The organism is Crassaminicella profunda, assembly GCF_019884785.1.
GTDB lineage: Bacteria > Bacillota > Clostridia > Peptostreptococcales > Thermotaleaceae > Crassaminicella > Crassaminicella profunda.
This window is the reverse complement of sequence record NZ_CP082326.1, coordinates 3,780,361-3,802,261: the sequence shown is the minus strand read 5'-3', so window position 1 is coordinate 3,802,261 and position 21,901 is coordinate 3,780,361. Positions and strand designations below refer to the sequence as shown.

The following is a 21,901-nucleotide window of genomic DNA, read 5'->3' as shown; positions in this document are numbered from 1 at the left end:
GCACATATATACATATAATTATGTTATAAAGCAGTATAATGGTAATCATGAAACTTTTCTATTAATAACGTTGTAATAGGACATTGATCTAGATTAAATATTTTATTATTTAATTTTGATACAGGCATAATATCCATTAAAGAATTTGTTAAAAAAATTTCATTTGCATGAAATAAATCTTCTTTTTGGAACGTACCTATTTTTAAGGGTAAACCTAATATATTGATTAAATCAATTACTTTTTTTCTCATAATTCCTGGTAAAATACCACAGGAGATAGATGGCGTATAGATTGTTTTTTCCTTTACAAAGAATATATTTGTACAGGTACCTTCACTTAAAATTCCATCTACATTTAAAAATATTGCTTCATCATAGCCATTTTGTAGTGCTTCTTGCTTTGCTAATATATTTTCTAAATAATTATTGGATTTTATATAAGTTAGTTTGGCGTATTGATTTTTTCTTGTAGTTGCAAAGGAAACCATAAAGCCTTTTTCATATCTTTCTTTATTGTACATGTTTTGTCGAGTAGTAATCAATAAATCATAACTATCTTTATTTTTTGCATAAATAATTTTTACTACACCAGAAACGATATGATTAGAGATCATTAAATCCTCTATATATTTTTTTATTAACTTTAAATCATAGTGTAGCCCAATGTTTAATTCCTTGCAACTAGAATTTAATCTTTTAAGATGTTCATCTATAAAGTAAACTTTTCCAGTATGAACTTTTAATGTTTCGAAAAGACCATAGCCATATTGGAATCCTTCGTTTGGAGGGATAAAAGCTTCTTTTGATGCTAATAAATTTCCGTTATATGAAATATACATAAATTTCCTCCATTAACCTTCTAAAGCCTTTATAAGTGCTTTTGCTTTATGAAGGGTTTCTTCATATTCTAAATTTGCATTTGAGTCCCAAACGATGCCTCCTCCTGCTTGGAAATAGGCTTTATCATTTTTACAAACTATAGTTCTTATGACGATGTTTAAATCTGTATCTCCATTAAATCCAATGTAGCCCATAGAGCCTGTATAAATATTTCTTTGTGTAGGCTCTAGTTCATCAATAATTTCCATAGCTCTTATTTTAGGAGCTCCTGTGATAGAGCCACCAGGAAAAGTTCCTTTGATGATATCTATTATGTCATAATCGTCTTTTAATTCTCCGATTACAGTAGAAACAAGATGATATACTGTGGGGTAGGTTTCTAAATGAAATAATTCTGTTACTTTTACAGTACCAGTCTTTGAAATTTTGCCCAAATCATTTCTCTCTAAATCTACAATCATTAAAAGTTCAGCTTTGTCTTTTTCACTGGATAAAAGATCTTGTTTATTTTTTTTGTCTTCTTCAAAGTTTTTTCCTCTTGGACTAGTTCCTTTGATAGGTCTTGTTTCTATCCTATTGCCTGTTACTTTTATAAATCTTTCAGGAGAGCTACTTACAATATGAAAATCCCCATAATCTAAAAAACTTGCAAAGGGTGCAGGATTAATGGTTCTAAGTCGCTTATAGATAGAAAGGGGATGTTCTTTTATGGGGCACTCAAATCTTTGAGTCATATTAGCTTGATAGATATCTCCTGCATGAATATAATCTTTGATTTTATTGATGGCTTTTAAATAATCTTCTTTTTTAAAATTAGATTGTAAGGATAACGTTGTTTTTTCCTTAGTAGTTTCTATTATTGGTAAGGATTTGTTCTTGATAATATTTTCAATCTCTAAGATAATTTTTTCTTCTGCATCCTTTATACCTAAAGCAGCAATGAATACTTCATTTGTTTCGTGATTAATGATGATGATACCATCATAAAAGCACAAAAAACAATCTGGAATGTTTACATCATCCAAGGCTTTTCTAGGAAGTTTTTCTATATGATGACACAAATCATACCCCAAATATCCTACAGCACCTCCTATAAAAGGAAGATTTGTTTTGTAATCTATTTTATAGAGGGATAGAAGTTCTTTAAGTTTTTCAAAAGGATTGCCTGTGTAGGTTTTTGTTTGATTATTTTTTGTAATAGTGATTTTTTCATTTTTACTTCTAAATAGTAGAAAAGGATCAAAGCCAATAAAAGAATATTTTCCTAATTTCTCATGATCCATTCCGCTGTCTAAAAAGAAGCTGTAAAGCCTGTCTTTAAAAAGGGTATACAACTCAAAGCTATTGTATGAACATTCTATTTTTCTAATCAACATAATGACACCTACTTTTTTTCACTTCTATTAAAAAGTTTTCTAAAATTTCCATTCCCTTTTCTGTTAAGATAGCTTCTGGATGAAATTGAACCCCTTCTATGAGATAATTTTTGTGTTTAATACCCATAATTTCTCCAGCATTAGTTAAAGCTGTAATCTCCAAACAATCTGGAAGGGTTTCTTTTTCTATGATGAGAGAATGATATCTCGTTACTTTTAAAGGATTGGGAAGGTTATGAAATACTCCTTTATTCATGTGCTTTATAGGATGAACCTTTCCGTGGACAGGTTCCTTTGCTTTGATGATTTTTCCTCCAAAGACTTGACCAATGGTTTGATGTCCTAGGCATATGCCTAGGATAGGGATTTTTCCTTTGAAAGTATTCACCACGCTTTTACAGATGCCTGATTCATTGGGTGTACATGGACCTGGAGATAAAACAATCATTGTTGGACTTAAGTTTTTGATTTTTTCTAAGGTGATGGCATCGTTTCTATATACAAGTACTTCTTCCTTTAAGCATTCTAAATATTGTACAAGATTATAAGTAAAGGAATCGTAATTATCAATCATCAATATCAAGTAGAAAACTCCTTTCGTCCATAGAGCCTATAAGAGAGATTGATTCCCTATTTATGATAGGCATCTACGAATTTTCATTGATTTTAAATAATTTACATTGATGAATTGCAACGAACGCTATCATTTTTGTGTGGAAGATATTTAGTAAAAAAGCTTAGGACTTTCTCCTACACCAAATCTTTTACACTTTGCTACTACAGTACATTCCATACAAGGACGAGATAGCTTATCACTCCTATAGAGTATTTTATCCAAAGGAGGGTTTTTAGCATCATATTTCCGATGATTTTTAATAGCTTCTTTTATGATAGCCTGTTCATCATTGTCAAAGCCACTACTTTCTAATATGTCTTTTGCAAGGGTTGCACTGGCTGCAGCATGATCAACGCCTTCTAAATATTCTTTCCATCTTCCAATGTCATGAAGAAGGGCAGCAGCATAGATCACATCTTTTTTTATAGAAATATTTTTTTCTAAAGCTAATATATAAGCAACTCTAGCCACATCCAGGTAGTGACGAAGATCATGATGACAAAAAATTCGATTTTTTTCAGCTTTGACATTTCGGTTTAAGTAATCTACATATTTTTGATTTTTAAGGATTTTATTTACTCTTTCCATAAAGTTCTCCTATCTGAGATTTCAGCTCCACTTATAATCATGAGGAGATGACGTCTATTTTTCGTCAATAACATTTATTATATCTTACTTTATTATAGCTATTAGATTTTATTCAATCAATATAGTTATTTTCCAACTCATATAGATGAATAAAAAGTTGGGTTTATGCTATAATAAAATCAGTTGAAAATTGAAAGATAGATTTAGGAGAGATGATATGGCAAAAATTGAATTGATTGCAACAGCCACCTTTGGATTAGAGGAAATGGTAAAGCTTGAAGTGAAAAAATTAGGATATGAAAAAATGACCGTTGAAAATGGAAAAGTTACTTTTATAGCTGATGAAAAAGCTATTCCTAGAGCTAATTTATGGCTAAGAACTGCAGATCGAGTACTCCTTAAAATGGGAGAATTTAAAGCAATGACTTTTGAGGAATTATTCCAGAAGACAAAGGCTTTGCCTTGGGAAGAGTGGATTCCTGAGAATGGAAAGTTCCCTGTTAATGGAAAATCTATCAAATCACAGCTTTTCAGTGTTTCTGATTGTCAGGCAATCGTAAAAAAAGCTATTGTTGAAAGACTAAAAGAAGTTTATGGAATAGAATGGTTTAAAGAAGATGGGGCGGAGTTTCCAGTGGAGGTAGCACTTCTTAAGGATACTGCTACACTTACTATAGATACTAGTGGTGCAGGACTACATAAAAGAGGTTATCGTGCTAAGGCAAATGAAGCACCTCTTAAAGAAACATTAGCAGCAGCTATGGTTTTAATCAGTAGATGGAGAGAAGATCGAGTATTGATTGATCCGTTTTGTGGATCTGGTACTATTCCAATAGAGGCGGCTATGATTGGAAAAAATATTGCACCAGGTCTTCAGAGAAAATTCATCTCAGAAGGGTGGGAAAGAATCCCTAAATCAGAATGGAAAAGTGCTAGAGTAGAAGCTATGAAGGCAATTAGACAAGATGTAGATATAAGGATTATTGGTTCTGATGTAGATGAAAAAGCCATTGAGATTGCGAAAGATAATGCTTATGAAGCAGGGGTAGATGATTGTATTATCTTCTCACGCCAAGAGATGGGACAGATAAGATCAAATGGGAAATATGGATATATCATATGTAATCCCCCTTATGGAGAAAGATTAGGAGAGAAAAAAGAAGTACAAAGACTCTATACAAGAATGGGAAAAGTATTTGGTAGGTTTGATACTTGGTCTAAATATGTTATTACTTCTGATGAAGAATTTGAAAAATTATATGGAAAAACTGCAAGTAAAAAAAGAAAATTATATAATGGAAGAATTAAAGTGGATTACTATCAATTCTTTGGACCAAAGCCTCCAAAGAGTATGTTAGGGAATAATAGAAAATAAGAAACAATAAACTACCATAAGGTGGTTTATTGTTTTTGTTTTTAGAAATCAATTTCTGCCCATTTTTGTTTTCGAAAGCGATTAAATAGGATTGAAGCAAATATGAAAAAGGAGATGATTTCTCCGAGCCACATACCTGCAACTCCTATCTTTAGGGGAATGGTAAAAACATATGAAAGGGGGACGTAAACAAGCCATGACCTTAGAGCACTGATAGTCATTACAGCTTTTGTATCACCAGCACCTCTTAGGGCACCAGACATAACAATCATAAAGTTTAAAAAAGGCTGATTAGCTCCTGCAACCCACATAGCAAGTATGGAGATGTTAATAATGGCTGATTCATTTGTGAATATGCCTAATAGGAATTTTGGAAAGCATATAAAAATGAACCCCATAAATACACCCCACAATACGCCTAAGCCAGAAACGGTATATCCCGTATGTAGAGCTTTTTTCACATTCTTTTCTCCAAGAGCCTTTCCTACTAATGCAGCTGCAGCAATAGATATACCAACAGCAGGCATAAAAGAAAGTCTTTCAATGCTAAGGAGTATTCGAAATGCAGCTTCTGAAGCTGTATCTAATTGAGAGATGATCACTCCACAGGCTATAAATGAAATATTCATTGAAAATTGTTCGATAGCACCAGGGTAGCTTATTTTCCAAAGAGGATTTAAGATTTCTTTTGTAACTTTAAAGTTAGAATAAATAAGCTTCATTTTACCTTTTCCTTTTAAAAGAATATATAGAAACATAATCATTCCTATAAATCTTGAAAGGGTGGTAGAAAGAGCTGCTCCTTTTATCCCTAGATTTGGAAATATCCAAAACCCTGTCATCAAAATATAATTACCAACAATATTTAAAATATTAGTGATTGCTGTAATGACCATGGGTGTTTTTGTATCTCCTATGCCTCTTAAACTGGCTGCAGCAGAGAAAGAAATAAACATGAATAATATACCGTAAGAAATAGTATGAAAATAGGTCAGTGACATATTTAAAACGGTAGGGGATACATTGTAAATAGTAAACAATTGTTTTTTAAAGGTTATAGAAAGAATCGTAATGATTAAACCTAGACCTAAGTTTAAGGATAGATTCTGCCCTAGTACTCGATTCAACCCTTCATAATTTTTTTCTCCAAAACGTCTAGAAATCATAGCAGTGGCACCTGTATTGAAGGATGAAAAAATAAAAATGATTGAAAAAATCATTTCATTGCAAAAACCTGCTGCAGATAATCCCTCTTTTCCGATGATTCTACTGATCATAAGAGTATCCGCAATATTTACTAGGGTGTTTAGACCCATTTCTATGACAGCAGGTAAAGCCATAGTTAAAATAGATAGAATTAAAACTTTATTTTTCTTTAAAATGTTCATATGGATCACCTATTTATTTTATTATGAAACTGTATCACAATATTATAGCATATTTGTTTTATATTTATGTATAAACATAGTTTATGATAAAAATTGATGATACAATTAGAATAGGAAAACATTTTCAAGAATTAAGTGAGGATAAAAATGAAAAAAGAACCATTCATGATAAAGATTATTTTGTTAAGGTGGGATTTTATCAATATACGGGTATTGTAGTAGATACATTTAATAGAAAAACAGGAGATATAAAAAGTGAAATTTATAAAATGAATAGTCAAACAATGGATTTTGAGTTTTTGAATAGTTATTATGAAGGAATAAGTGTAATAAAGGCGAAAGATTAACTAAAAGTGTTCATTTTTTTACAATACAAAAATAGACAAAAGCATAAGGAGGATACTACAAGTGAAGAGTAGTCACATGACAAAAGCCCTTATAGCAGGAATAAATATGGAAGAATGGTTTATGCAATCAGAGATACTTAAAATGCTAGAAAAAAAGATGATATTTTTTGTTTTGTATAAAGATCAATTTGTTTATATGAATGCTTTCTTTGAGAAAAGACTTGGATATACAAAAGAGGAATTAATCCATAGAAGGTTTGAAGATTTTGTGGATGAGGATTTTAAAGATATTTTTAAAGAACATAGAAATAATGGAGAATTTCACCCTACTAAAATATATAAAAAAAGTGGCGAAGAAATATGGTTAGATGCAAGTGTGAAGAGGGTAAAAGTAAAAGAAAAAGAAATGATGATGGTTGTAGCTTGTGAAATAACAGAATTCGTAGAGATGAAAGAAAAATTAAAGATAAAGGAAGAAAAATATTATGATATATTAAATACTCAGACGGAGTTAATTGTTCGTACCACAATGGATCATATATATGTTTTTGTGAATGATGGTTATTGTGATTATTTTGGAATACAGCGAGAAAATTTAATAGGTAAAAAGAAATTTTCTCATATTTTTAAGAAAGACTATAAAAAAATAGAAGAAGCATTAGGTTTAGCAACTATTGAGAATCCTTTTATAAATGTAGAAGCTAGAGGCATTAGAAGAGATGGAACGTTGGCTTGGATAGAATGGACAGGATGTGTATTCTACAATGAATTGGGTCAAGCTGTAGAGTATCAAGGAGTAGGAAGAGATATTACAGAAAAGAAAAAAGCGGAGGAGCAACTAAAGAAACTTCAAAATGAATTAGAAATAGAAATCGAAAAAAGGACATCTCAACTGAATAAAGTCAACAAAGAATTAACCCTAATAAATAGCTATATGAATAGTATTTTGATGCATATGTCAGAAGGGGTAGTAGTTGTTGATGAATTAGGAAATATTAAAAAATTAAACTGGGTTCTTGATAAAAAATGGAATCCTTGTATAAAAGAAATAAAAGAATATTTGAAAATGATTATTTTAGAAGGGAAAAATAATGATATTTATCAAATGTTAAAAGAAAAAAAATCCTTTTATGGGTCTGAATTGACTATCCCAACAGCAAAAGGGAATTTACAGTTTTTTATATCTGGTGATCCTATAGATAATTTTGAAGATCATGTGAATAGAGGAGTGATTGTATTTCGCCCTATTCAACAAATTCATGAGCTAGTAAACCGTTTCAGTGGTGCTCAAGCTAGGTTTAAATTTTGTGATATTATCACCCAAGATAAAAAAATGCTACAAACAGTAGAACTTGCTGCTAGAGCAGCTTTAGGAGAAGGCAGTATTTTAATACAAGGGGAGAGTGGTACAGGGAAAGAATTGTTTGCTCAAGCTATTCATAATCATAGTAGACGTGTCAGTGGACCTTTTGTGGCAGTTAATTGTGGAGCTATTCCCAGAGATTTAATTGGTAGTGAATTGTTTGGCTATGAAGAAGGAGCTTTTACAGGAGCTAAGAGGGGTGGTAAACCAGGTAAATTTGAATTAGCTAAAGGTGGGACCCTCTTTTTAGATGAAATAGGAGATATGCCCTTTGAACAGCAGGTAGCACTTTTGCGAGTTATTCAAGAGAAAAAAATTATGCGTATAGGAGGAGAACAAGAGATTCCTATAGATGTACGTATTATTTGTGCTACCAATAAAAATTTATTGGAAGCCATAAAGGATGGACGTTTTAGGAAGGATTTATATTATCGGTTAAATGTTATTTCTATTAAAATTTCGCCATTGAGAGAACGGCGTGGAGATATTCTTTTGTTGTTTAAATATTTTATAAAACAAACAGCTAAAAATGGAGATAAGCTTTTGGAAAATATAGATCCATTGGTAATAGAATATTTGACTAAATATAATTGGTATGGGAATGTTCGTGAATTGCAAAATGTTGTAGAAAGAATTATACATATTGTAACTGACGAGCATATAGAAGTAGCACATTTACCAGATAATATTTTGAAAACTCGTGTTCCTAGTATAGATAAGATAGTTTCTATGTCAGAACAAGGCATAACTATTAAGGATATTGTAGAAGAGAAAAAAAAGATACAAGAAGAGCAAGAGGCTAATAAAATTCTGAAACTTTTTAAGGAACATAAAGGAAATATTAGCCAGATTGCTAGAGCCATGGATATTTCTCGTAGTACTCTTTATCGAAAAATGAAGAAATATAAGATTGAAAAAGGCGTGTAGAGGGTTTATGTTGTTTCAAAGTGTTTCAAAGTGTTTCAAATAAATAAAAAAAGTGATACAATTTGCTACAATATGGAACAAATGGATTCAATCCAATAACAAGGAAATTTTAAAAAGGAAGTTGCGAAAAATGTAGAAATTTGTAGGAAAATAAAGGGATAATAAGGAAATAATAGGATTTTCTAAGAAAGTGGAAAATTCTATTATTTTTTTTGAAAAAATGGGGATTTGGTCCTATAGTTGGAATAAATTTTGCAATATTTATTCATAAGCGGATAGGGAAAATACAAAATAGAGATAAATGAAGAAGTATTATTACGAAAGAAAAAGGGGGTATATGCATGCGTAAAGCAATTGAATCAAAAATAAGATATTTGAGAAAAGATATGCAAAATCTCATTGAACAAAAGGACAATCTCTTAGATCCAGAAGTCATAAGGATTAGTCAAGAATTAGATGTTGTGTTAAACCAGTACAATATTTATTTAATTAATAAAGGATTTAAGGGGGTTTAAAAATGAGATGTTCTAGAAAAAAATTTGATATATGGACAAGCTTTTGTAGTGATTTGGGAAGAATTTCTTATAAAAAGGAAAGAAACGGGTTTCAAAAAAATAGAAAAGTGTGTCATAAAAAAATTATTAGAAATGTGAATAATACAGGGAATGAGTCATTAGAGGAGGTCTATAGATTAATAAAACAACTAGAAGAAATGATGAAAGAGATGGACCATATCAGTAAAGTAAATATACATGCCATACAGAAAGTATTAGAGGAGATTTCACAAACGAATGAAAGTGTTGAAGAGATTGTACCAGCTAGTCAAGTTCTTGTAGCCATAGTAAATCAAATGGATTTATTGATAGGGAATGTTGAAAGAGAAGACGTGTATCATAAGGATTTTACTTTTATAGCAAATGAAATAAAAAATATAGGAGAACACGCAACAAAAACCATTGTTGAAGAATCAAAGCATTCACAAAAAAGCTCAAAAAGAATAGTAAAAAGAATACAAAGAATTTTAGCTTTGACCATGTTGCAAAGAAGAAATATTAGAGATATAGAGGGTAAATATAATGAACTTTTAAAAGTAATTATATCTTCTAAACAAAGTGTTAAACAAATTCATGAGAGTGAAAAAAAAATAAGGGAAGACAAGAATGGTTGTTTATATATTGATAAAAAGAGATGGAATGTGGAGAAGCAAATTATAGAAAATACACAAGAAAGAATAGAAAATGAAGAACAAACGAGAGTGATCGATGAAATTACGTATATAAGCGAAAATTTAGCCCAATTAGTCAATGAGTTACAACAAGTTGTATTAAAATTTAAGATTTAGTAAAGGAGGGAAGAGCATATAAACTACAAAAGAAAAAGGAGGCAAAAAAATGCAAAGTCTCAAAACAAAAATAGTTATATATTTTTCAATTATATTAATGATTGTGTGTGGAGTTTTAGGTGTTACTTCTTTTTTTCAATCATCAAGTGCTTTAATAAATAGTGTTGAAAGGAATTTAGAAACAATTGCAAAAGAATCTTCAAAAGTCATTAAAGCAAGGTGTGATATCCAATTAGAAAAGTTAAAGGTAGTAGCAGCTAGAACGCGAATTACGAATCCAAATAATCCACTAGAAGATAAAATACAAGCACTAAAAGAAGAAGTAGAAAGAAGTGGTCATTTAAGGATGCATCTTGTAGATTTGAATGGGCGAACAATAGCTACAGATGGAAAGACTTACGATCTAAGCAATAGGGGGTATGTTCAAAAAGCTTTAAAGGGTGAAACCCTTATATCTGATTTAACTATAAGTAAAGCAGATGGAGCTATTATTATTCCTGTTGCAACGCCTATAAAGAATAATGGAAAAATAATAGGCGCATTAGTGGCTATTCGAGATGGAGATAATTTGAGTCAATTAATAGAGGATATTACGATTGGAACAAGTGGATTTGCTTATGTAATAGATGATAAAGGTACCATCATAGGACATAAAAATAGAGATTTAGTAAAAGAACAGTATAATTTATTACAAGCTGTTAAAAGTGATGAAAAACATAAGGTATTAGCTACATTGACCGAACAAATGATAGATGGGCAATCTGGAACAGGAAAATATTATTTCCAAGGACAAGATAAAATTATGGGTTATGCACCTATAGAAGGAACCGTTTGGGCGGTTGGTGTTACTTCTTATGTTTCTGAAATGTTAGTTGATTTAAACACAATGAAAAGAGCTATATCGATTTCAACCTTTATTGTTTTAATTATATCTATAGGATTTGCTTATTTCATAGGAAGACAAATAGCTGCACCGATTATTTTAGCTACAAATCACGCAAAGCAAATAGCAGAAGGTGATTTTACAGAGGATGTAAGTCATTCAATTTTAAAAAAGAAAGATGAAATAGGACAATTAGGAAAAGCTTTTGAGGAGATGATGAAAAATTTTAGGAATCTTATAGGAAATATGATTGAATCTTCTCAGCAAGTAGCTGCTTCATCAGAGGAATTAGCTGCTACAGCTGAACAATCTATGAAAGCATCAGAAGAAATTGCTAAAACTGTTGAAGAAATTGCTAGAGGTGCTACAGACCAAGCAAAGGATACAGAAAATGGTGCCAATCAGGTACTTGAGTTAGGGAATGTGATTGAAAAAAATCAAGATCATTTAAAAGAACTCAATGATGAATCTGAAAAAATAAATCAATTAGTGAAGGATGGTTTAGAAATTATCAATGAGTTAGATGACAAAACAGATGAAAGTAGCAATGCCATTAAGGATGTACATGAGAATATTTTAAGAACCAATGAAAGTGCTGAAGATATTGGACAAGCTAGTCAGATGATTGCATCTATAGCAGAACAGACAAATTTATTGGCACTAAATGCGGCTATTGAAGCTGCAAGAGCAGGAGAACATGGAAGAGGTTTTGCTGTTGTGGCAGATGAAATTAGAAAATTATCTGAACAATCTACCCATTCTACAAAAGTTATTGATAAAGCGGTGAATAAATTACAAAGTAATTCAAATATTTCAGTAGAGACGGTTAAAAAGGTTTTAGAATTAATGAATGAACAAGCTAGAAGTGTAAAAAACACAGAAAGCAAATATGGAGAAATTGCACAGGCTATCAGATTGTCAGAAAAAAATATCATAGCATTAAATCGTTCTGGAAAAGATATGGAGAAAAATAAACAGGAACTTTTAGATATTATTCAAAATCTATCAGCCATTGCGCAGCAGAATGCAGCAAGTACAGAAGAAGGAGCAGCAGCAGCACAGCAACAGACTGCCTCTATGAATGAAGTTGCTCATGCAAGTGAAGGATTAGCTGAATTAGCGCAAGAACTTCAACAAGAAATTACTAGATTCAAAATATAAGCTATAAAAAATAAAAAAGAGAATCCTTTTTTTTAATGAACCTCATGTCAAGGATATTATAAAAAAAAGAATTCTCTTTTTTTATGAAATATTATAAAAATCTATTGACAAAGTTCAACTACAAGTGTAATCTGAATATGAACTACACTTGTAGTCTAAAGGAGGTGAGACCATGAAGGAAATGCCACGAATATCTGATTCAGAGTGGAAAGTGATGCAAGTTCTTTGGGAAAAATCCCCTGTTACAGCCAATGAAATTATTGATACTTTGAAAAAAACAACTGATTGGAGACCTACTACTATAAAAACACTGGTGAGCCGATTAGTAAAAAAAGAAGCTGTTGGTTTTAAAAAAAACAATCGAACCTATAATTACTATCCATTAGTAACAGAAGATGTTTGCGTGAAAGCAGAGAGTAAGTCTTTTTTAAAGCGTGTATATGGTGGAGGATTAAAAATGATGATTGCAAACTTTTTAGAAATAGAGGATCTATCTCAAGGGGATATTGAAGAGTTAAGACGTATGCTTGATGAGAAAAAGTGAGGTACGTAAAATGGAGATACTTTTTAAATGGTTAATCAGTACTTCTATTAAAGGAAGTATTTTAATAGGATGTATTCTTCTTCTGAAATATATATGGAGAAATAAATTAGGAGCAAGATGGCATTACTACATATGGTTTTTGGTAGTCATAAGACTATTAATACCCTTTGCACCCCAAAGTTCAATGAGTTTTTTTAATCTATTTGCTTTTCATGAACATACAGATATAATCACAAAAAATATGGTAGGATATGATCCTAATACGATTATTAGATGGTTTGAAAAGGGTGTTAAATAGATGAATTGATGAATGACCACGAAACATTTATTGAAGCTTTATTACAGGGAAGCATTTATCTTAAATTAATGATTATTTGGATCATAGGGGTAGTTCTATTAGGCTTTTATACAATAAAGATGAATGTAAAATTGTGGGCAAGAATAAAAAGGGGAAGCTTATGTGAAGATGAACATATTTTAAGAATTCTTAAAGGTTGTAAAGAGAAAATGGGGATTGATAAAGAATTGTTAATATTTAAGACAAAAGCTGTACAAACACCTGCTATCTTTGGATGGATGCGACCATGTATATTATTGCCTGTGGATATAGAGAAAAAACTTACTAAAAAGGGATTAGAGCATGTGATCTTTCATGAACTAGCCCATTTTAAAAGGAAAGATATTGTTCTTTTTTGTATAACAGGTTTTTTACAAATCATGCATTGGTTCAATCCTATTATATGGTATGGTTTTTATGAAATGAGGCAGGATTGCGAGATTGCCTGTGATAGTATGGTTCTTTCCTGTATTGGGGATACAGAATCTAGAAATTATGGGCAAACCATGATTACGTTAGTAGAAAGTACTATAAATAGTTTTCAATCTGTAGGAATGGCTAGATTTTCAACACAAAAATCACAGCTAAAAAGGAGGATAAAAATGATTACTTTATTTAAGAAAAATACATATAAAATATCAATGTTATCAGGGGTTTTTCTGATTTTTATAGCATGCACATTTTTAACAAATGCAGATGAATCAATAAATGCACAGAAAAATGACTTAGAAGTAATTACTAATCAAGTTAGTCAAAATAAAGAAAACACAGTAATGGAGGGATTAGATAAGAAGGAAAATCTTCAAGAAAAGGAAATGCTTTGGCCATTACCTGATTATAAAAAGATAACAAGTACTTTTGGAAAGAAAGTACATCCTAAATTCAATAAGGTAAAGATGCATACAGGTATTGATATAGCAGCTCCTCAAGGAAAAGTGATTGTTGCAGCTACTGATGGAACAGTAATAAAAGCAGGGGATCTTGGAGGCTATGGGAATGCTATCATTATTGATCATGGTAATGGGCTTGCTACAATGTATGGACATTGCAGCGAACTTTTAGTAAAAGAGGATACGAAGGTGAAAAAGGGAGATGAAATTGCTAAGGTAGGCTCTACAGGTTTTAGTACAGGACCACATTTACATTTTGAAGTAAGAAAAGAAGGTGAGCCAGTTGATCCTTTAGAATATGTTGAGAATGAATAAAACCATTTTAAATTGAAGAATTGAATAGTAAAATAGATAGAAAGACATATACATTTAAGGATATGTCTTTTTTGAATATAAATCAATCTGTAAATATGATGAGTGATTTTGATCGTTAATATACGCTATAAAAGGAAGAAAAAGCAGTGAAGGGAATTGACAGAAAATGTAGAATATATTGAATATACAGCATGGTAAAGAAGTAAAATAAATAATAAGTTAAAATACTTCATGGGGGGATGGCGGGATGGTTGAGTGGATCAAGAAGAATATAAAAATGAATTTTCTTTTAATAGGAGGATTTATTGGCTTCTTTTTCACAATGTTTTCGAATTTTGTGGTAGGATATATTGTTGGAGGGGCCATAGGATATGCTATAGGAAATGAGATAGAAAAAAAGATGGCATTAAAAAGAGAGGAGTAATCAATTTTGAGGAATATCAAGTTAACCATAGAATATGACGGAAGTAAATATAACGGGTGGCAAAGACTTGGGAATACGGAAAATACCATTCAAGGCAAACTTGAATCTGTGATTTCTCGTATGACAAATAGAAAGGTAGAAATTATTGGTTCGGGCAGAACCGATGCAGGGGTGCATGCACTAGGTCAAATTGCAAATTTTAAGACAAATACAAATATGAATATAGAAGAAATAAGAGATTATTGTAATGAATATCTTCCAAAGGATATTGTTATAAAAAAGGTAGAAGAAGTAGATGATCGATTTCATGCAAGATACAATGCAAAATCTAAAAAATACTTATACAAAATATGGACGGGTAAGATTCCAGCTGTCTTTAATAGAAAATATACTTATGATATTCAGCAGTCATTGAAGTTGGAAGCTATGAAAAAAGGTGCAAGTTATTTTATTGGAGAGCATGATTTTGAGGCTTTTTGTTCTAAGAAATCAAAGAAAAAGTCAATGGTAAGACAAATATATAATATTGATATTACAAGAGAAGGAAATGAAATACATATATTGTTTCATGGAAATGGTTTTTTACATAATATGGTACGGATTATGGTAGGGACACTCATTGAAATCGGACAGGGAAAAAGAAAACCAGAAGATGTGAAAGAAATGATAGCATCAAAGGTAAGAAAAAATGCAGGGCCTACTGCACCAGCAAGGGGATTATTTTTATATGAAGTAGACTATGAGCACCTAGATTAAATCTAGGTGCTCATAATTTTTAGCAATCATGTCCGCCATGTACAGAACCAATTGCCACTTGACGTTTTTGTAAAAGTTTCAAAGTAAGGTAAATAACCATTTTTTCTTCAAGCTTTTTAAATTCTTTTTCTTCGAAAGGAATAGGATCACATGGTTTTTTAGAACAAAGATGCTCATCATATTCAACAATCTTACTTTTTATTAATTCACAATAAGGAAGTTCATTAAAGTATTCTGTACTTGTTTGGTTGTATTCGCTAAAATCACCAGATAATAATTTATCTTTTTCTGCAAATTGACAACCATCTAGTTCTTGTTCCTTAAAGAATTGGAATTCTTTAGAAGTGTTAGGAACGATAGGAAGTGGTGCAATGCCATTGAAGGTTACAGGTGTTGTACAGCTAAATGGAATATCTACAGTACAATGCTTGATATCTCCACATACACCCACATAGTTTGAGCATTTACGTGTAGAATAATCAATGTTCTTACGAACAAAACCTTTTACAAAGAGCATGTTGGTGTCTTGTAGAAGAAGACATTGAGTAATTTTTATTCTCTTCTTAATGTTCTTTATTTCTAAAGCAGGTTCTGGAAGAGTAATGATGGTATCAACATTAATCTGTAGAGTTAGTTCTGCTAGAACTACAGGTATTTTTGCTACAGCTCCAGTTCTTAATGCTTCTATATCAGTAGGCGTGTTAATACAGTCATCAGTGCATCCTGTACTAATATCAACACAAGCTGTTGGAGGGCATACTTCACATGAAGGGGTAGTAGAAGATACTTCTACAGGGATTGCCTTACAAGTAGCATTTAAATTTTGTGAGTCATTATACTTATTCCAAGCCATAATTATCATCTCCTGATAGATTGATTTTAGAGGTAATCCAAACTTTTGGATTACTTCTAGTACATAGTATTCAAAAAGATTTATTTAGGTACTATAATTTAACCTTTAAATAGTACAAACTATAATTTTTTAGTAAAGGGAGTTTATTGAAAACTATAAGGAAATACCCATAAAGATTTTGTTTAGGAAACTAGATGGATAAAAAAATCGAAAAAATAATAGCTATATAGACAATATATGCGTAATCTTATTGACAAATTGCTTCAAAAAAAATATAATAAACTGGTTTTAGTTTTAATAAACTTTAAGGTTACAAATACTAAATATTTTTCATGTTAATTATAGAAATAAGCATAGGATTAATGTTATCATGAAGGGGGAGGGCTATAAGAATGAAGGATTACATTGTTGAATTAAAAAACGTTTCAAAAATATTTGGAGATAAAGAAGTTTTGTGTAATATTGATTTAAGCATAAAACCTAAAGAATTTGTGACCCTTTTAGGTCCTAGTGGTTGTGGGAAAACAACAACCCTTAGAATTATTGGAGGATTTGAATATGCAACGACAGGAAATGTTTATTTTGAAGGAAATAAAATAAATGAAATCCCTCCTTTTAAAAGACAAATCAATACAGTATTTCAAAAGTATGCGTTATTTCCCCATTTGAATGTTTTTGAAAATATAGCTTTTGGTTTGAAAATAAAAAAGATAGATAAATTGTTAATAGAAGAAAAAGTGAAAGCAATGTTGAAGTTAGTGAATCTAAAAGGTTTCGAAAATAGAAAGATTAACTCTTTAAGTGGTGGACAACAGCAAAGGATTGCTATTGCAAGAGCTCTTGTAAATGAGCCAAAGGTGCTCCTTTTAGATGAACCTCTAGGCGCTTTAGATTTAAAGCTAAGAAAAGAGATGCAAATAGAATTAAAGAAGATTCAACAAAGAGTAGGTATTACTTTTATTTATGTAACCCATGACCAAGAAGAAGCCCTTACCATGTCTGATCGTGTAGTGGTTATGAGTGAAGGGGAGATTCAACAAATTGGAAAGCCTCAGGATATTTATGATGAACCTATTAACCGATTTGTGGCAGATTTTATTGGAGAAGGAAATATACTAGATGGCTATATGTTAGAAGATTTTTGTGTAAAAATAGAGGACAAGATCCTTCCTTGTGTAGATAAAGGATTTGATTTAAATGAGGATGTAGATGTTTTAGTAAGACCTGAGGATATAGAAATAGTAGAGAGTCATAAGGGTATGATCAAAGGAAAAGTTACTTCGGTTATATTCAAGGGTGTTCATTATGAAATAGAGGTTCAAGACGAAAGTGGATTTAAGTGGATGATTCATAGTATATATATGCCTAAATTTGAAGAATCTGTAGGTCTTCAAATTATTCCTGATGCCATACATATTATGAAAAAGGTGGTGTAGGAATGAAAAAGAAATATCTTTCTATACCTTATGCACTATGGTCGCTTATATTTAGTATTGCACCTATTATGATTATATTAGTATATAGTTTCTGCAAGCGTTCTCCTTATGGGAGGATTGTTTATGAATTTACTTTAAATAATTATAAAACATTCATGGAACCTATTTACTTAAATGTATTATGGAGATCTATGATTCTTGCAGCTATTAGTACAATCATTTGTTTGATCATTGCTTATCCTATGGCAATGATCATTGCTAAAAGTCCTCTAAAAAGAAGAAATATATTGATTATGTTGTTTATTGTTCCTCTCTGGACCAATTTTCTATTACGTACATATGCATGGATGATTTTACTTAGGGATCAAGGGATTATTAATCAGTTTTTGATAGGACTTGGTATTATTGATGAGCCTTTAGGACTTTTATATAATGCGGGAGCGGTGGTATTAGGAATGGTTTATAATTTTCTTCCATTTATGGTGCTTCCTATTTATTCTGTTCTTGTTAAAATTGATGAAAGTTTGATAGAAGCAGCAATGGATTTGGGGGCTACATCTAGGGAAGTTTTTATGAAGGTTGTTTTTCCTTTAAGTATACCAGGGGTTGTATCAGGGCTTATTATGGTGTTTATGCCAGCAGTAAGTACTTTTGTTATATCTGATTTATTAGGAGGAGGACAAACAATCCTTCTTGGAAATTTGATACAGAATCAATTTTTGTTCGCAAGAAATTGGCAGTTCGGTTCAGCAATTTCTATGATTATGATGGTACTTATTTTAATTGGAATGGCTGTAAGTCATAAATATCAAGATGAGGAAGGGGGAGGCTTATGGTAAAAAAGCTTATAAAAAGGAGCTATGCTTTCTTTGTATATATGTTTTTATATCTTCCCATATTGCTGCTGATTATATATTCTTTTAATGATTCTAAGTATAGAGGAAAATGGAATGGATTTACCTTCAAATGGTATAAGGAATTATTTAGAGATCAGACAGTTGCTCAGGCCCTTTATAATACTTTTGCCATTGCGATACTTGCAGCAATTATTGCAACGATCATAGGTACCATTAGCGCTATAGCTATACATAAAATGAAACCAAGATGGAAAAGCATTTTTATGAATGTGACTTATCTTCCTGTGATGAATCCGGATATTGTTATTGGTATTTCTCTTTTAGCTTTATTTGCAGTACTAAAGATGAAACTAGGGTTTATAACCCTTCTTCTTGCACATATAACCTTTAATATACCCTATGTGATTTTAGCAGTACTACCAAAATTAAGGCAACTAAATCCTTATCTTGAAGAGGCGGCACTAGATTTAGGGGCAACACCCCTTCAAGCATTTTTTAAGGTAATACTTCCTGAAATTATGCCTGGAGTTATTACTGGTTTGTTACTTGCTTTTACATTATCATTAGATGATTTTATGGTAAGCTTTTTTACAACAGGATCAGGAGTAAATACCTTATCTATAAAGGTTTATTCTATGACAAAAACAGGGGTTACTCCTAAAATAAATGCCTTATCAACCCTTCTTTTTATGGGGGTTTTAGGTTTATTAATACTATTACAAAAAAGAGAAAAAACGAACTAAAAGAAAGGATGATTTGATTGAAAAAAACTCTATTACTTCTGGTACTTTGTATGGTTTTTAGTTTATTTACTGGATGTGGAGAAAAAGTAAATGAACAAGGATACTACAGTAAATTAAATGTGTATAATTGGGGAGAATATATTGATCCTCAGGTATTAGAAGATTTTGAGAAAGAATATGGTATAAAAGTATATTATGAAACTTATGCAGGAAATGAAGAGATGCTTACAAAGGTGCAAGCAGGTGGAACAGATTATGATGTGATTTTTCCATCTGATTATATGATAGAGGCAATGGTTAAAGAAGGATTATTACAAGAACTAGATTTTAATAATCTATCAAATTTTAAAAAAATAGGAGATGAATTTAAGAATCTTCCATATGATAAAGACAACAAATATTCTGTTCCATATCTTTGGGGGACAATTGGCATATTGTACGATACGACTAAAATTAAAGAAGATATAGATAGCTGGAGTGCTATGTGGGATGAAAAATACAAAGGGGACATTGTCATGTTTGACAGTGTAAGAGACAATATTGGTATTGCCCTAAAGAAATTAGGATATTCTATGAATACAACAGATTCCCATGAATTAGAAGAGGCAAAGAAGGAATTATTAAAGCAAAAGGCACTGGTCAAAGCTTATGATTCAGATGCATATAAAGATATGATGGCTTCTGGAGAAGCAGGCATGTCTATGTGTTTCTTAGGGGATGCTATGGTCCTTATGGAAGAAAATCAAAATCTTAAATATGTCCTTCCAAAAGAAGGAACAAATCTTTGGTTTGATACAATGGCCGTTCCTGTTACGAGTAAACACAAAAAAGAAGCAGAGCTTTTTATCAATTATATGATGCGTCCAGAGGTAGCTGCAAAATGTGCAGAATTTGTAATGTATGCAACTCCTAACAATGAAGGCGTGAAGCTTCTTCCTGAAGAAATAAGAGAAAATGAAATCATTTATCCAAAGGGAAATATTTTTGAAAAGGGAGAAGTGTTTATAGATTTAGGAGAGTTTACAACAGAATATGATAGAATTTGGACAGAAGTAAAAGCTTATTAAAATAGGGCCAGGAGTTTAGTTCATAGCTTGTTTTCATTAAAAATAGGCTGTGAACTTTTTTACTTACTAGAAGAATGTAACATTTGAAAAATGTAGATAATGATTGGGTAAATCTACTGTTAGAAAAATTCCAGAAATGAAAATTTTGAAAGTAAGCTTTGAAAGAAGTAGAAGTTTTATGAAAAGATAGCTATGGATAAAGGAGAAGGTTGTATGAATAAAAAAACAAAGAAAATGGTTATAATGGGTATGTTCATTGCTTTAAGTTTTGTAGGGTCTTATATAAAAATTCCTAGTCCCTTACAAAGTATAGCCCTTGATGCTATGCCAGCATTTTTAGGAGGAATTACCTTAGGGGGAGGAATAGGTGCTTTAATAGGATTTATTGGACATTTATTAACTTCAGCAAATGCAGGATTTCCATTATCCTTACCCATTCATTTATTGATTGCTGTGATGATGGCTATAACTGTACTTAGTTTTTCTATCACGTACAAAAAGACAAATATAATCATCGCAGGAATCGTGGGGATTGTTTTAAATGGTGCAGGGGCACCTCTTTTGATGGCACTCATGCCTCAATTTGGATGGGTTTTTTTTATGAGTATTACGCCTTTTTTATTGTTAGCAAGTGGGGTAAATGTAATTTTAGCAATTTTAGTTTTTTTACCACTTAAACAATCAGGATTTCTTAAAAGAGAAGGATTTGATCTATTTGAAAAATAAATATAGAGATGCAGAAATCATTGAATTAAATAAAGAAGAAGTTTTAGTAGTTGCTTGTGACTCTTGTGGGGGGATAGGATTAAAGAGGGGCGATTTTCTGAAAGCACCTCCATTTATGGTAGGGAAATATACGGCAAGGGTGAGCTTAATGGAAGTACTATCCCTTGGGGCAAAGGCAATAAGTTTTACAGCAAATATATGCAGTGAACCTAATCCCACAGGAAAAGAAATTTTAAGAGGAATTAAAAGTGAGCTAAAAGAATGTGCTTTAGATATTCCTATTACTATTAGTACAGAAAAAAATATGACTACATCTATGACTGCTTTAGGAACAACGGTGATTGGCATTTGCAAAAAAACAGAAATTTTAATCAATCAATCAAATCCTCAAGATTTTGTATACGCTGTGGGGATTCCAAAGGTAGGAGAGGAAGTAGAAAAGGATACGGGAGAAATAGCTAATGCAGCTACACTTTTAAAGCTCTTAAAAATAAAAAATATAAAAGAGATTATTCCTGTAGGTTCATTAGGAATCAAGGGAGAAATTAATAAATTTTTAAAGGGTAAAAAGTTAAATATGGAATATACAAAGAAAATATCATTAAATTTAGAAAAAACAGCAGGACCTGGTACAGTCCTTCTTGTGATGAGTGAAGGGGAATTAAAATACGATTTGAATATTCCTAAAAATTTTATTGGACAATTGATTAAAAAGCCCTAGTAATAGGGTTTTTTTATTTGAAAAAT

The 21,901-nt window shown here is 31.4% G+C and carries 23 protein-coding genes; 17 read left to right on the top strand and 6 right to left on the bottom strand.

All coding sequences use genetic code 11. From position 1 onward, the window contains the following. Positions 1-23: 23 nt before the first annotated feature. The 4 genes from K7H06_RS17575 to K7H06_RS17560 form a co-directional block, all read right to left on the bottom strand. Positions 24-839, bottom strand: a complete 816-nt coding sequence (locus tag K7H06_RS17575; protein ID WP_223037316.1) for an aminotransferase class IV — start codon at positions 837-839, stop codon at positions 24-26. A 12-nt stretch (positions 840-851) separates the two neighbouring features. Then, entirely contained in the window at positions 852-2,216 is a 1,365-nt protein-coding gene (pabB, locus tag K7H06_RS17570) for an aminodeoxychorismate synthase component I (RefSeq protein ID WP_223037315.1), read from the bottom strand. After that, a complete protein-coding gene (locus K7H06_RS17565; RefSeq protein ID WP_223037314.1) occupies positions 2,206-2,799 on the bottom strand; it encodes an anthranilate synthase component II in 594 nt (197 codons plus the stop codon). The genes pabB and K7H06_RS17565 overlap by 11 nt, the downstream gene beginning before the upstream one ends. A gap of 141 nt (positions 2,800-2,940) precedes the next feature. Continuing rightward, positions 2,941-3,420 carry an HD domain-containing protein gene (locus K7H06_RS17560; protein ID WP_223037313.1) on the bottom strand — a complete coding sequence of 160 codons (480 nt, stop codon included), beginning with the start codon at positions 3,418-3,420 and terminating at the stop codon, positions 2,941-2,943. A 217-nt stretch (positions 3,421-3,637) separates the two neighbouring features. Between K7H06_RS17560 and K7H06_RS17555 the strand changes: the two genes are divergently transcribed. Beyond that, complete coding sequence (locus K7H06_RS17555) at positions 3,638-4,795, top strand: THUMP domain-containing class I SAM-dependent RNA methyltransferase (RefSeq protein ID WP_223037312.1); 1,158 nt, start codon at positions 3,638-3,640, stop codon at positions 4,793-4,795. Positions 4,796-4,836: 41 nt separating this feature from the next. Here K7H06_RS17555 and K7H06_RS17550 read toward each other — a convergent pair whose 3' ends face one another. Beyond that, the gene (locus tag K7H06_RS17550; protein WP_223037311.1) at positions 4,837-6,183 is read right to left on the bottom strand and encodes an MATE family efflux transporter; all 1,347 of its coding nucleotides are present in this window, start codon (positions 6,181-6,183) and stop codon (positions 4,837-4,839) included. Between the two features lie 83 nt (positions 6,184-6,266). Between K7H06_RS17550 and K7H06_RS17545 the strand changes: the two genes are divergently transcribed. The 10 genes from K7H06_RS17545 to truA all read left to right on the top strand — a co-directional run bounded on the left by K7H06_RS17545 (position 6,267) and on the right by truA (position 15,472). Next, the gene (locus tag K7H06_RS17545) at positions 6,267-6,530 is read left to right on the top strand and encodes a hypothetical protein (protein WP_223037310.1); all 264 of its coding nucleotides are present in this window, start codon (positions 6,267-6,269) and stop codon (positions 6,528-6,530) included. Between the two features lie 61 nt (positions 6,531-6,591). Beyond that, entirely contained in the window at positions 6,592-8,820 is a 2,229-nt protein-coding gene (locus K7H06_RS17540; RefSeq protein ID WP_223037309.1) for a sigma 54-interacting transcriptional regulator, read from the top strand. A gap of 341 nt (positions 8,821-9,161) precedes the next feature. Further along, complete coding sequence (locus K7H06_RS17535) at positions 9,162-9,335, top strand: aspartyl-phosphate phosphatase Spo0E family protein (protein ID WP_223037308.1); 174 nt, start codon at positions 9,162-9,164, stop codon at positions 9,333-9,335. 2 nt (positions 9,336-9,337) lie between these two features. Further along, the gene (locus tag K7H06_RS17530) at positions 9,338-10,162 is read left to right on the top strand and encodes a methyl-accepting chemotaxis protein (RefSeq protein WP_223037307.1); all 825 of its coding nucleotides are present in this window, start codon (positions 9,338-9,340) and stop codon (positions 10,160-10,162) included. Positions 10,163-10,211: 49 nt separating this feature from the next. Further along, positions 10,212-12,206: a methyl-accepting chemotaxis protein gene (locus K7H06_RS17525; protein ID WP_223037306.1), complete on the top strand. Its 1,995-nt coding sequence runs from the start codon at positions 10,212-10,214 to the stop codon at positions 12,204-12,206. A gap of 172 nt (positions 12,207-12,378) precedes the next feature. After that, positions 12,379-12,750 carry a BlaI/MecI/CopY family transcriptional regulator gene (locus K7H06_RS17520; protein ID WP_223037305.1) on the top strand — a complete coding sequence of 124 codons (372 nt, stop codon included), beginning with the start codon at positions 12,379-12,381 and terminating at the stop codon, positions 12,748-12,750. Between the two features lie 10 nt (positions 12,751-12,760). Further along, complete coding sequence (locus tag K7H06_RS21440; protein WP_223037304.1) at positions 12,761-13,048, top strand: M56 family metallopeptidase; 288 nt, start codon at positions 12,761-12,763, stop codon at positions 13,046-13,048. An 8-nt stretch (positions 13,049-13,056) separates the two neighbouring features. Continuing rightward, the gene (locus K7H06_RS21435) at positions 13,057-14,292 is read left to right on the top strand and encodes a M23/M56 family metallopeptidase (RefSeq protein ID WP_281426016.1); all 1,236 of its coding nucleotides are present in this window, start codon (positions 13,057-13,059) and stop codon (positions 14,290-14,292) included. Positions 14,293-14,539: 247 nt separating this feature from the next. After that, a complete protein-coding gene (locus tag K7H06_RS17505; RefSeq protein ID WP_223037303.1) occupies positions 14,540-14,716 on the top strand; it encodes a hypothetical protein in 177 nt (58 codons plus the stop codon). A 6-nt stretch (positions 14,717-14,722) separates the two neighbouring features. Then, a complete protein-coding gene (gene truA, locus K7H06_RS17500) occupies positions 14,723-15,472 on the top strand; it encodes a tRNA pseudouridine(38-40) synthase TruA (protein WP_223037302.1) in 750 nt (249 codons plus the stop codon). A gap of 19 nt (positions 15,473-15,491) precedes the next feature. Here truA and K7H06_RS17495 read toward each other — a convergent pair whose 3' ends face one another. After that, positions 15,492-16,325 carry a CsxC family protein gene (locus K7H06_RS17495; RefSeq protein ID WP_223037301.1) on the bottom strand — a complete coding sequence of 278 codons (834 nt, stop codon included), beginning with the start codon at positions 16,323-16,325 and terminating at the stop codon, positions 15,492-15,494. A 392-nt stretch (positions 16,326-16,717) separates the two neighbouring features. Between K7H06_RS17495 and potA the strand changes: the two genes are divergently transcribed. The 6 genes from potA to K7H06_RS17465 all read left to right on the top strand — a co-directional run bounded on the left by potA (position 16,718) and on the right by K7H06_RS17465 (position 21,875). Beyond that, positions 16,718-17,761, top strand: coding sequence for a spermidine/putrescine ABC transporter ATP-binding protein (gene potA / locus K7H06_RS17490; protein ID WP_223037300.1), 1,044 nt, complete (start codon positions 16,718-16,720; stop codon positions 17,759-17,761). A gap of 2 nt (positions 17,762-17,763) precedes the next feature. Next, a complete protein-coding gene (locus K7H06_RS17485) occupies positions 17,764-18,600 on the top strand; it encodes an ABC transporter permease (RefSeq protein ID WP_223037299.1) in 837 nt (278 codons plus the stop codon). Continuing rightward, complete coding sequence (locus tag K7H06_RS17480) at positions 18,594-19,361, top strand: ABC transporter permease (protein ID WP_223037298.1); 768 nt, start codon at positions 18,594-18,596, stop codon at positions 19,359-19,361. Before K7H06_RS17485 ends, K7H06_RS17480 begins: the two co-directional genes overlap by 7 nt. A 17-nt stretch (positions 19,362-19,378) precedes the next feature. Beyond that, positions 19,379-20,428 carry an ABC transporter substrate-binding protein gene (locus tag K7H06_RS17475; RefSeq protein ID WP_246637564.1) on the top strand — a complete coding sequence of 350 codons (1,050 nt, stop codon included), beginning with the start codon at positions 19,379-19,381 and terminating at the stop codon, positions 20,426-20,428. 213 nt (positions 20,429-20,641) lie between these two features. After that, positions 20,642-21,154, top strand: a complete 513-nt coding sequence (locus tag K7H06_RS17470) for an ECF transporter S component (RefSeq protein ID WP_223037297.1) — start codon at positions 20,642-20,644, stop codon at positions 21,152-21,154. Continuing rightward, entirely contained in the window at positions 21,144-21,875 is a 732-nt protein-coding gene (locus K7H06_RS17465) for an AIR synthase related protein (RefSeq protein WP_223037296.1), read from the top strand. The genes K7H06_RS17470 and K7H06_RS17465 overlap by 11 nt, the downstream gene beginning before the upstream one ends. The last annotated feature ends 26 nt before the right edge of the window (positions 21,876-21,901 follow it).

Excerpts from the sequence above, each read along its gene's own strand:
- K7H06_RS17575 (WP_223037316.1), bottom strand. The coding sequence starts at position 839 with ATGTATATTTCATATAACGGAAATTTATTAGCATCAAAAGAAGCTTTT.
- pabB (WP_223037315.1), bottom strand. The coding sequence starts at position 2,216 with ATGTTGATTAGAAAAATAGAATGTTCATACAATAGCTTTGAGTTGTAT.
- K7H06_RS17560 (WP_223037313.1), bottom strand. The coding sequence starts at position 3,420 with ATGGAAAGAGTAAATAAAATCCTTAAAAATCAAAAATATGTAGATTAC.
- K7H06_RS17555 (WP_223037312.1), top strand. The coding sequence starts at position 3,638 with ATGGCAAAAATTGAATTGATTGCAACAGCCACCTTTGGATTAGAGGAA.
- K7H06_RS17550 (WP_223037311.1), bottom strand. The coding sequence starts at position 6,183 with ATGAACATTTTAAAGAAAAATAAAGTTTTAATTCTATCTATTTTAACT.
- K7H06_RS17545 (WP_223037310.1), top strand. The coding sequence starts at position 6,267 with ATGATAAAAATTGATGATACAATTAGAATAGGAAAACATTTTCAAGAA.
- K7H06_RS17535 (WP_223037308.1), top strand. The coding sequence starts at position 9,162 with ATGCGTAAAGCAATTGAATCAAAAATAAGATATTTGAGAAAAGATATG.
- K7H06_RS17530 (WP_223037307.1), top strand. The coding sequence starts at position 9,338 with ATGAGATGTTCTAGAAAAAAATTTGATATATGGACAAGCTTTTGTAGT.
- K7H06_RS17525 (WP_223037306.1), top strand. The coding sequence starts at position 10,212 with ATGCAAAGTCTCAAAACAAAAATAGTTATATATTTTTCAATTATATTA.
- K7H06_RS17520 (WP_223037305.1), top strand. The coding sequence starts at position 12,379 with ATGAAGGAAATGCCACGAATATCTGATTCAGAGTGGAAAGTGATGCAA.
- K7H06_RS21440 (WP_223037304.1), top strand. The coding sequence starts at position 12,761 with ATGGAGATACTTTTTAAATGGTTAATCAGTACTTCTATTAAAGGAAGT.
- K7H06_RS21435 (WP_281426016.1), top strand. The coding sequence starts at position 13,057 with ATGAATGACCACGAAACATTTATTGAAGCTTTATTACAGGGAAGCATT.
- K7H06_RS17505 (WP_223037303.1), top strand. The coding sequence starts at position 14,540 with ATGGTTGAGTGGATCAAGAAGAATATAAAAATGAATTTTCTTTTAATA.
- K7H06_RS17495 (WP_223037301.1), bottom strand. The coding sequence starts at position 16,325 with ATGGCTTGGAATAAGTATAATGACTCACAAAATTTAAATGCTACTTGT.
- potA (WP_223037300.1), top strand. The coding sequence starts at position 16,718 with ATGAAGGATTACATTGTTGAATTAAAAAACGTTTCAAAAATATTTGGA.
- K7H06_RS17485 (WP_223037299.1), top strand. The coding sequence starts at position 17,764 with ATGAAAAAGAAATATCTTTCTATACCTTATGCACTATGGTCGCTTATA.
- K7H06_RS17480 (WP_223037298.1), top strand. The coding sequence starts at position 18,594 with ATGGTAAAAAAGCTTATAAAAAGGAGCTATGCTTTCTTTGTATATATG.
- K7H06_RS17470 (WP_223037297.1), top strand. The coding sequence starts at position 20,642 with ATGAATAAAAAAACAAAGAAAATGGTTATAATGGGTATGTTCATTGCT.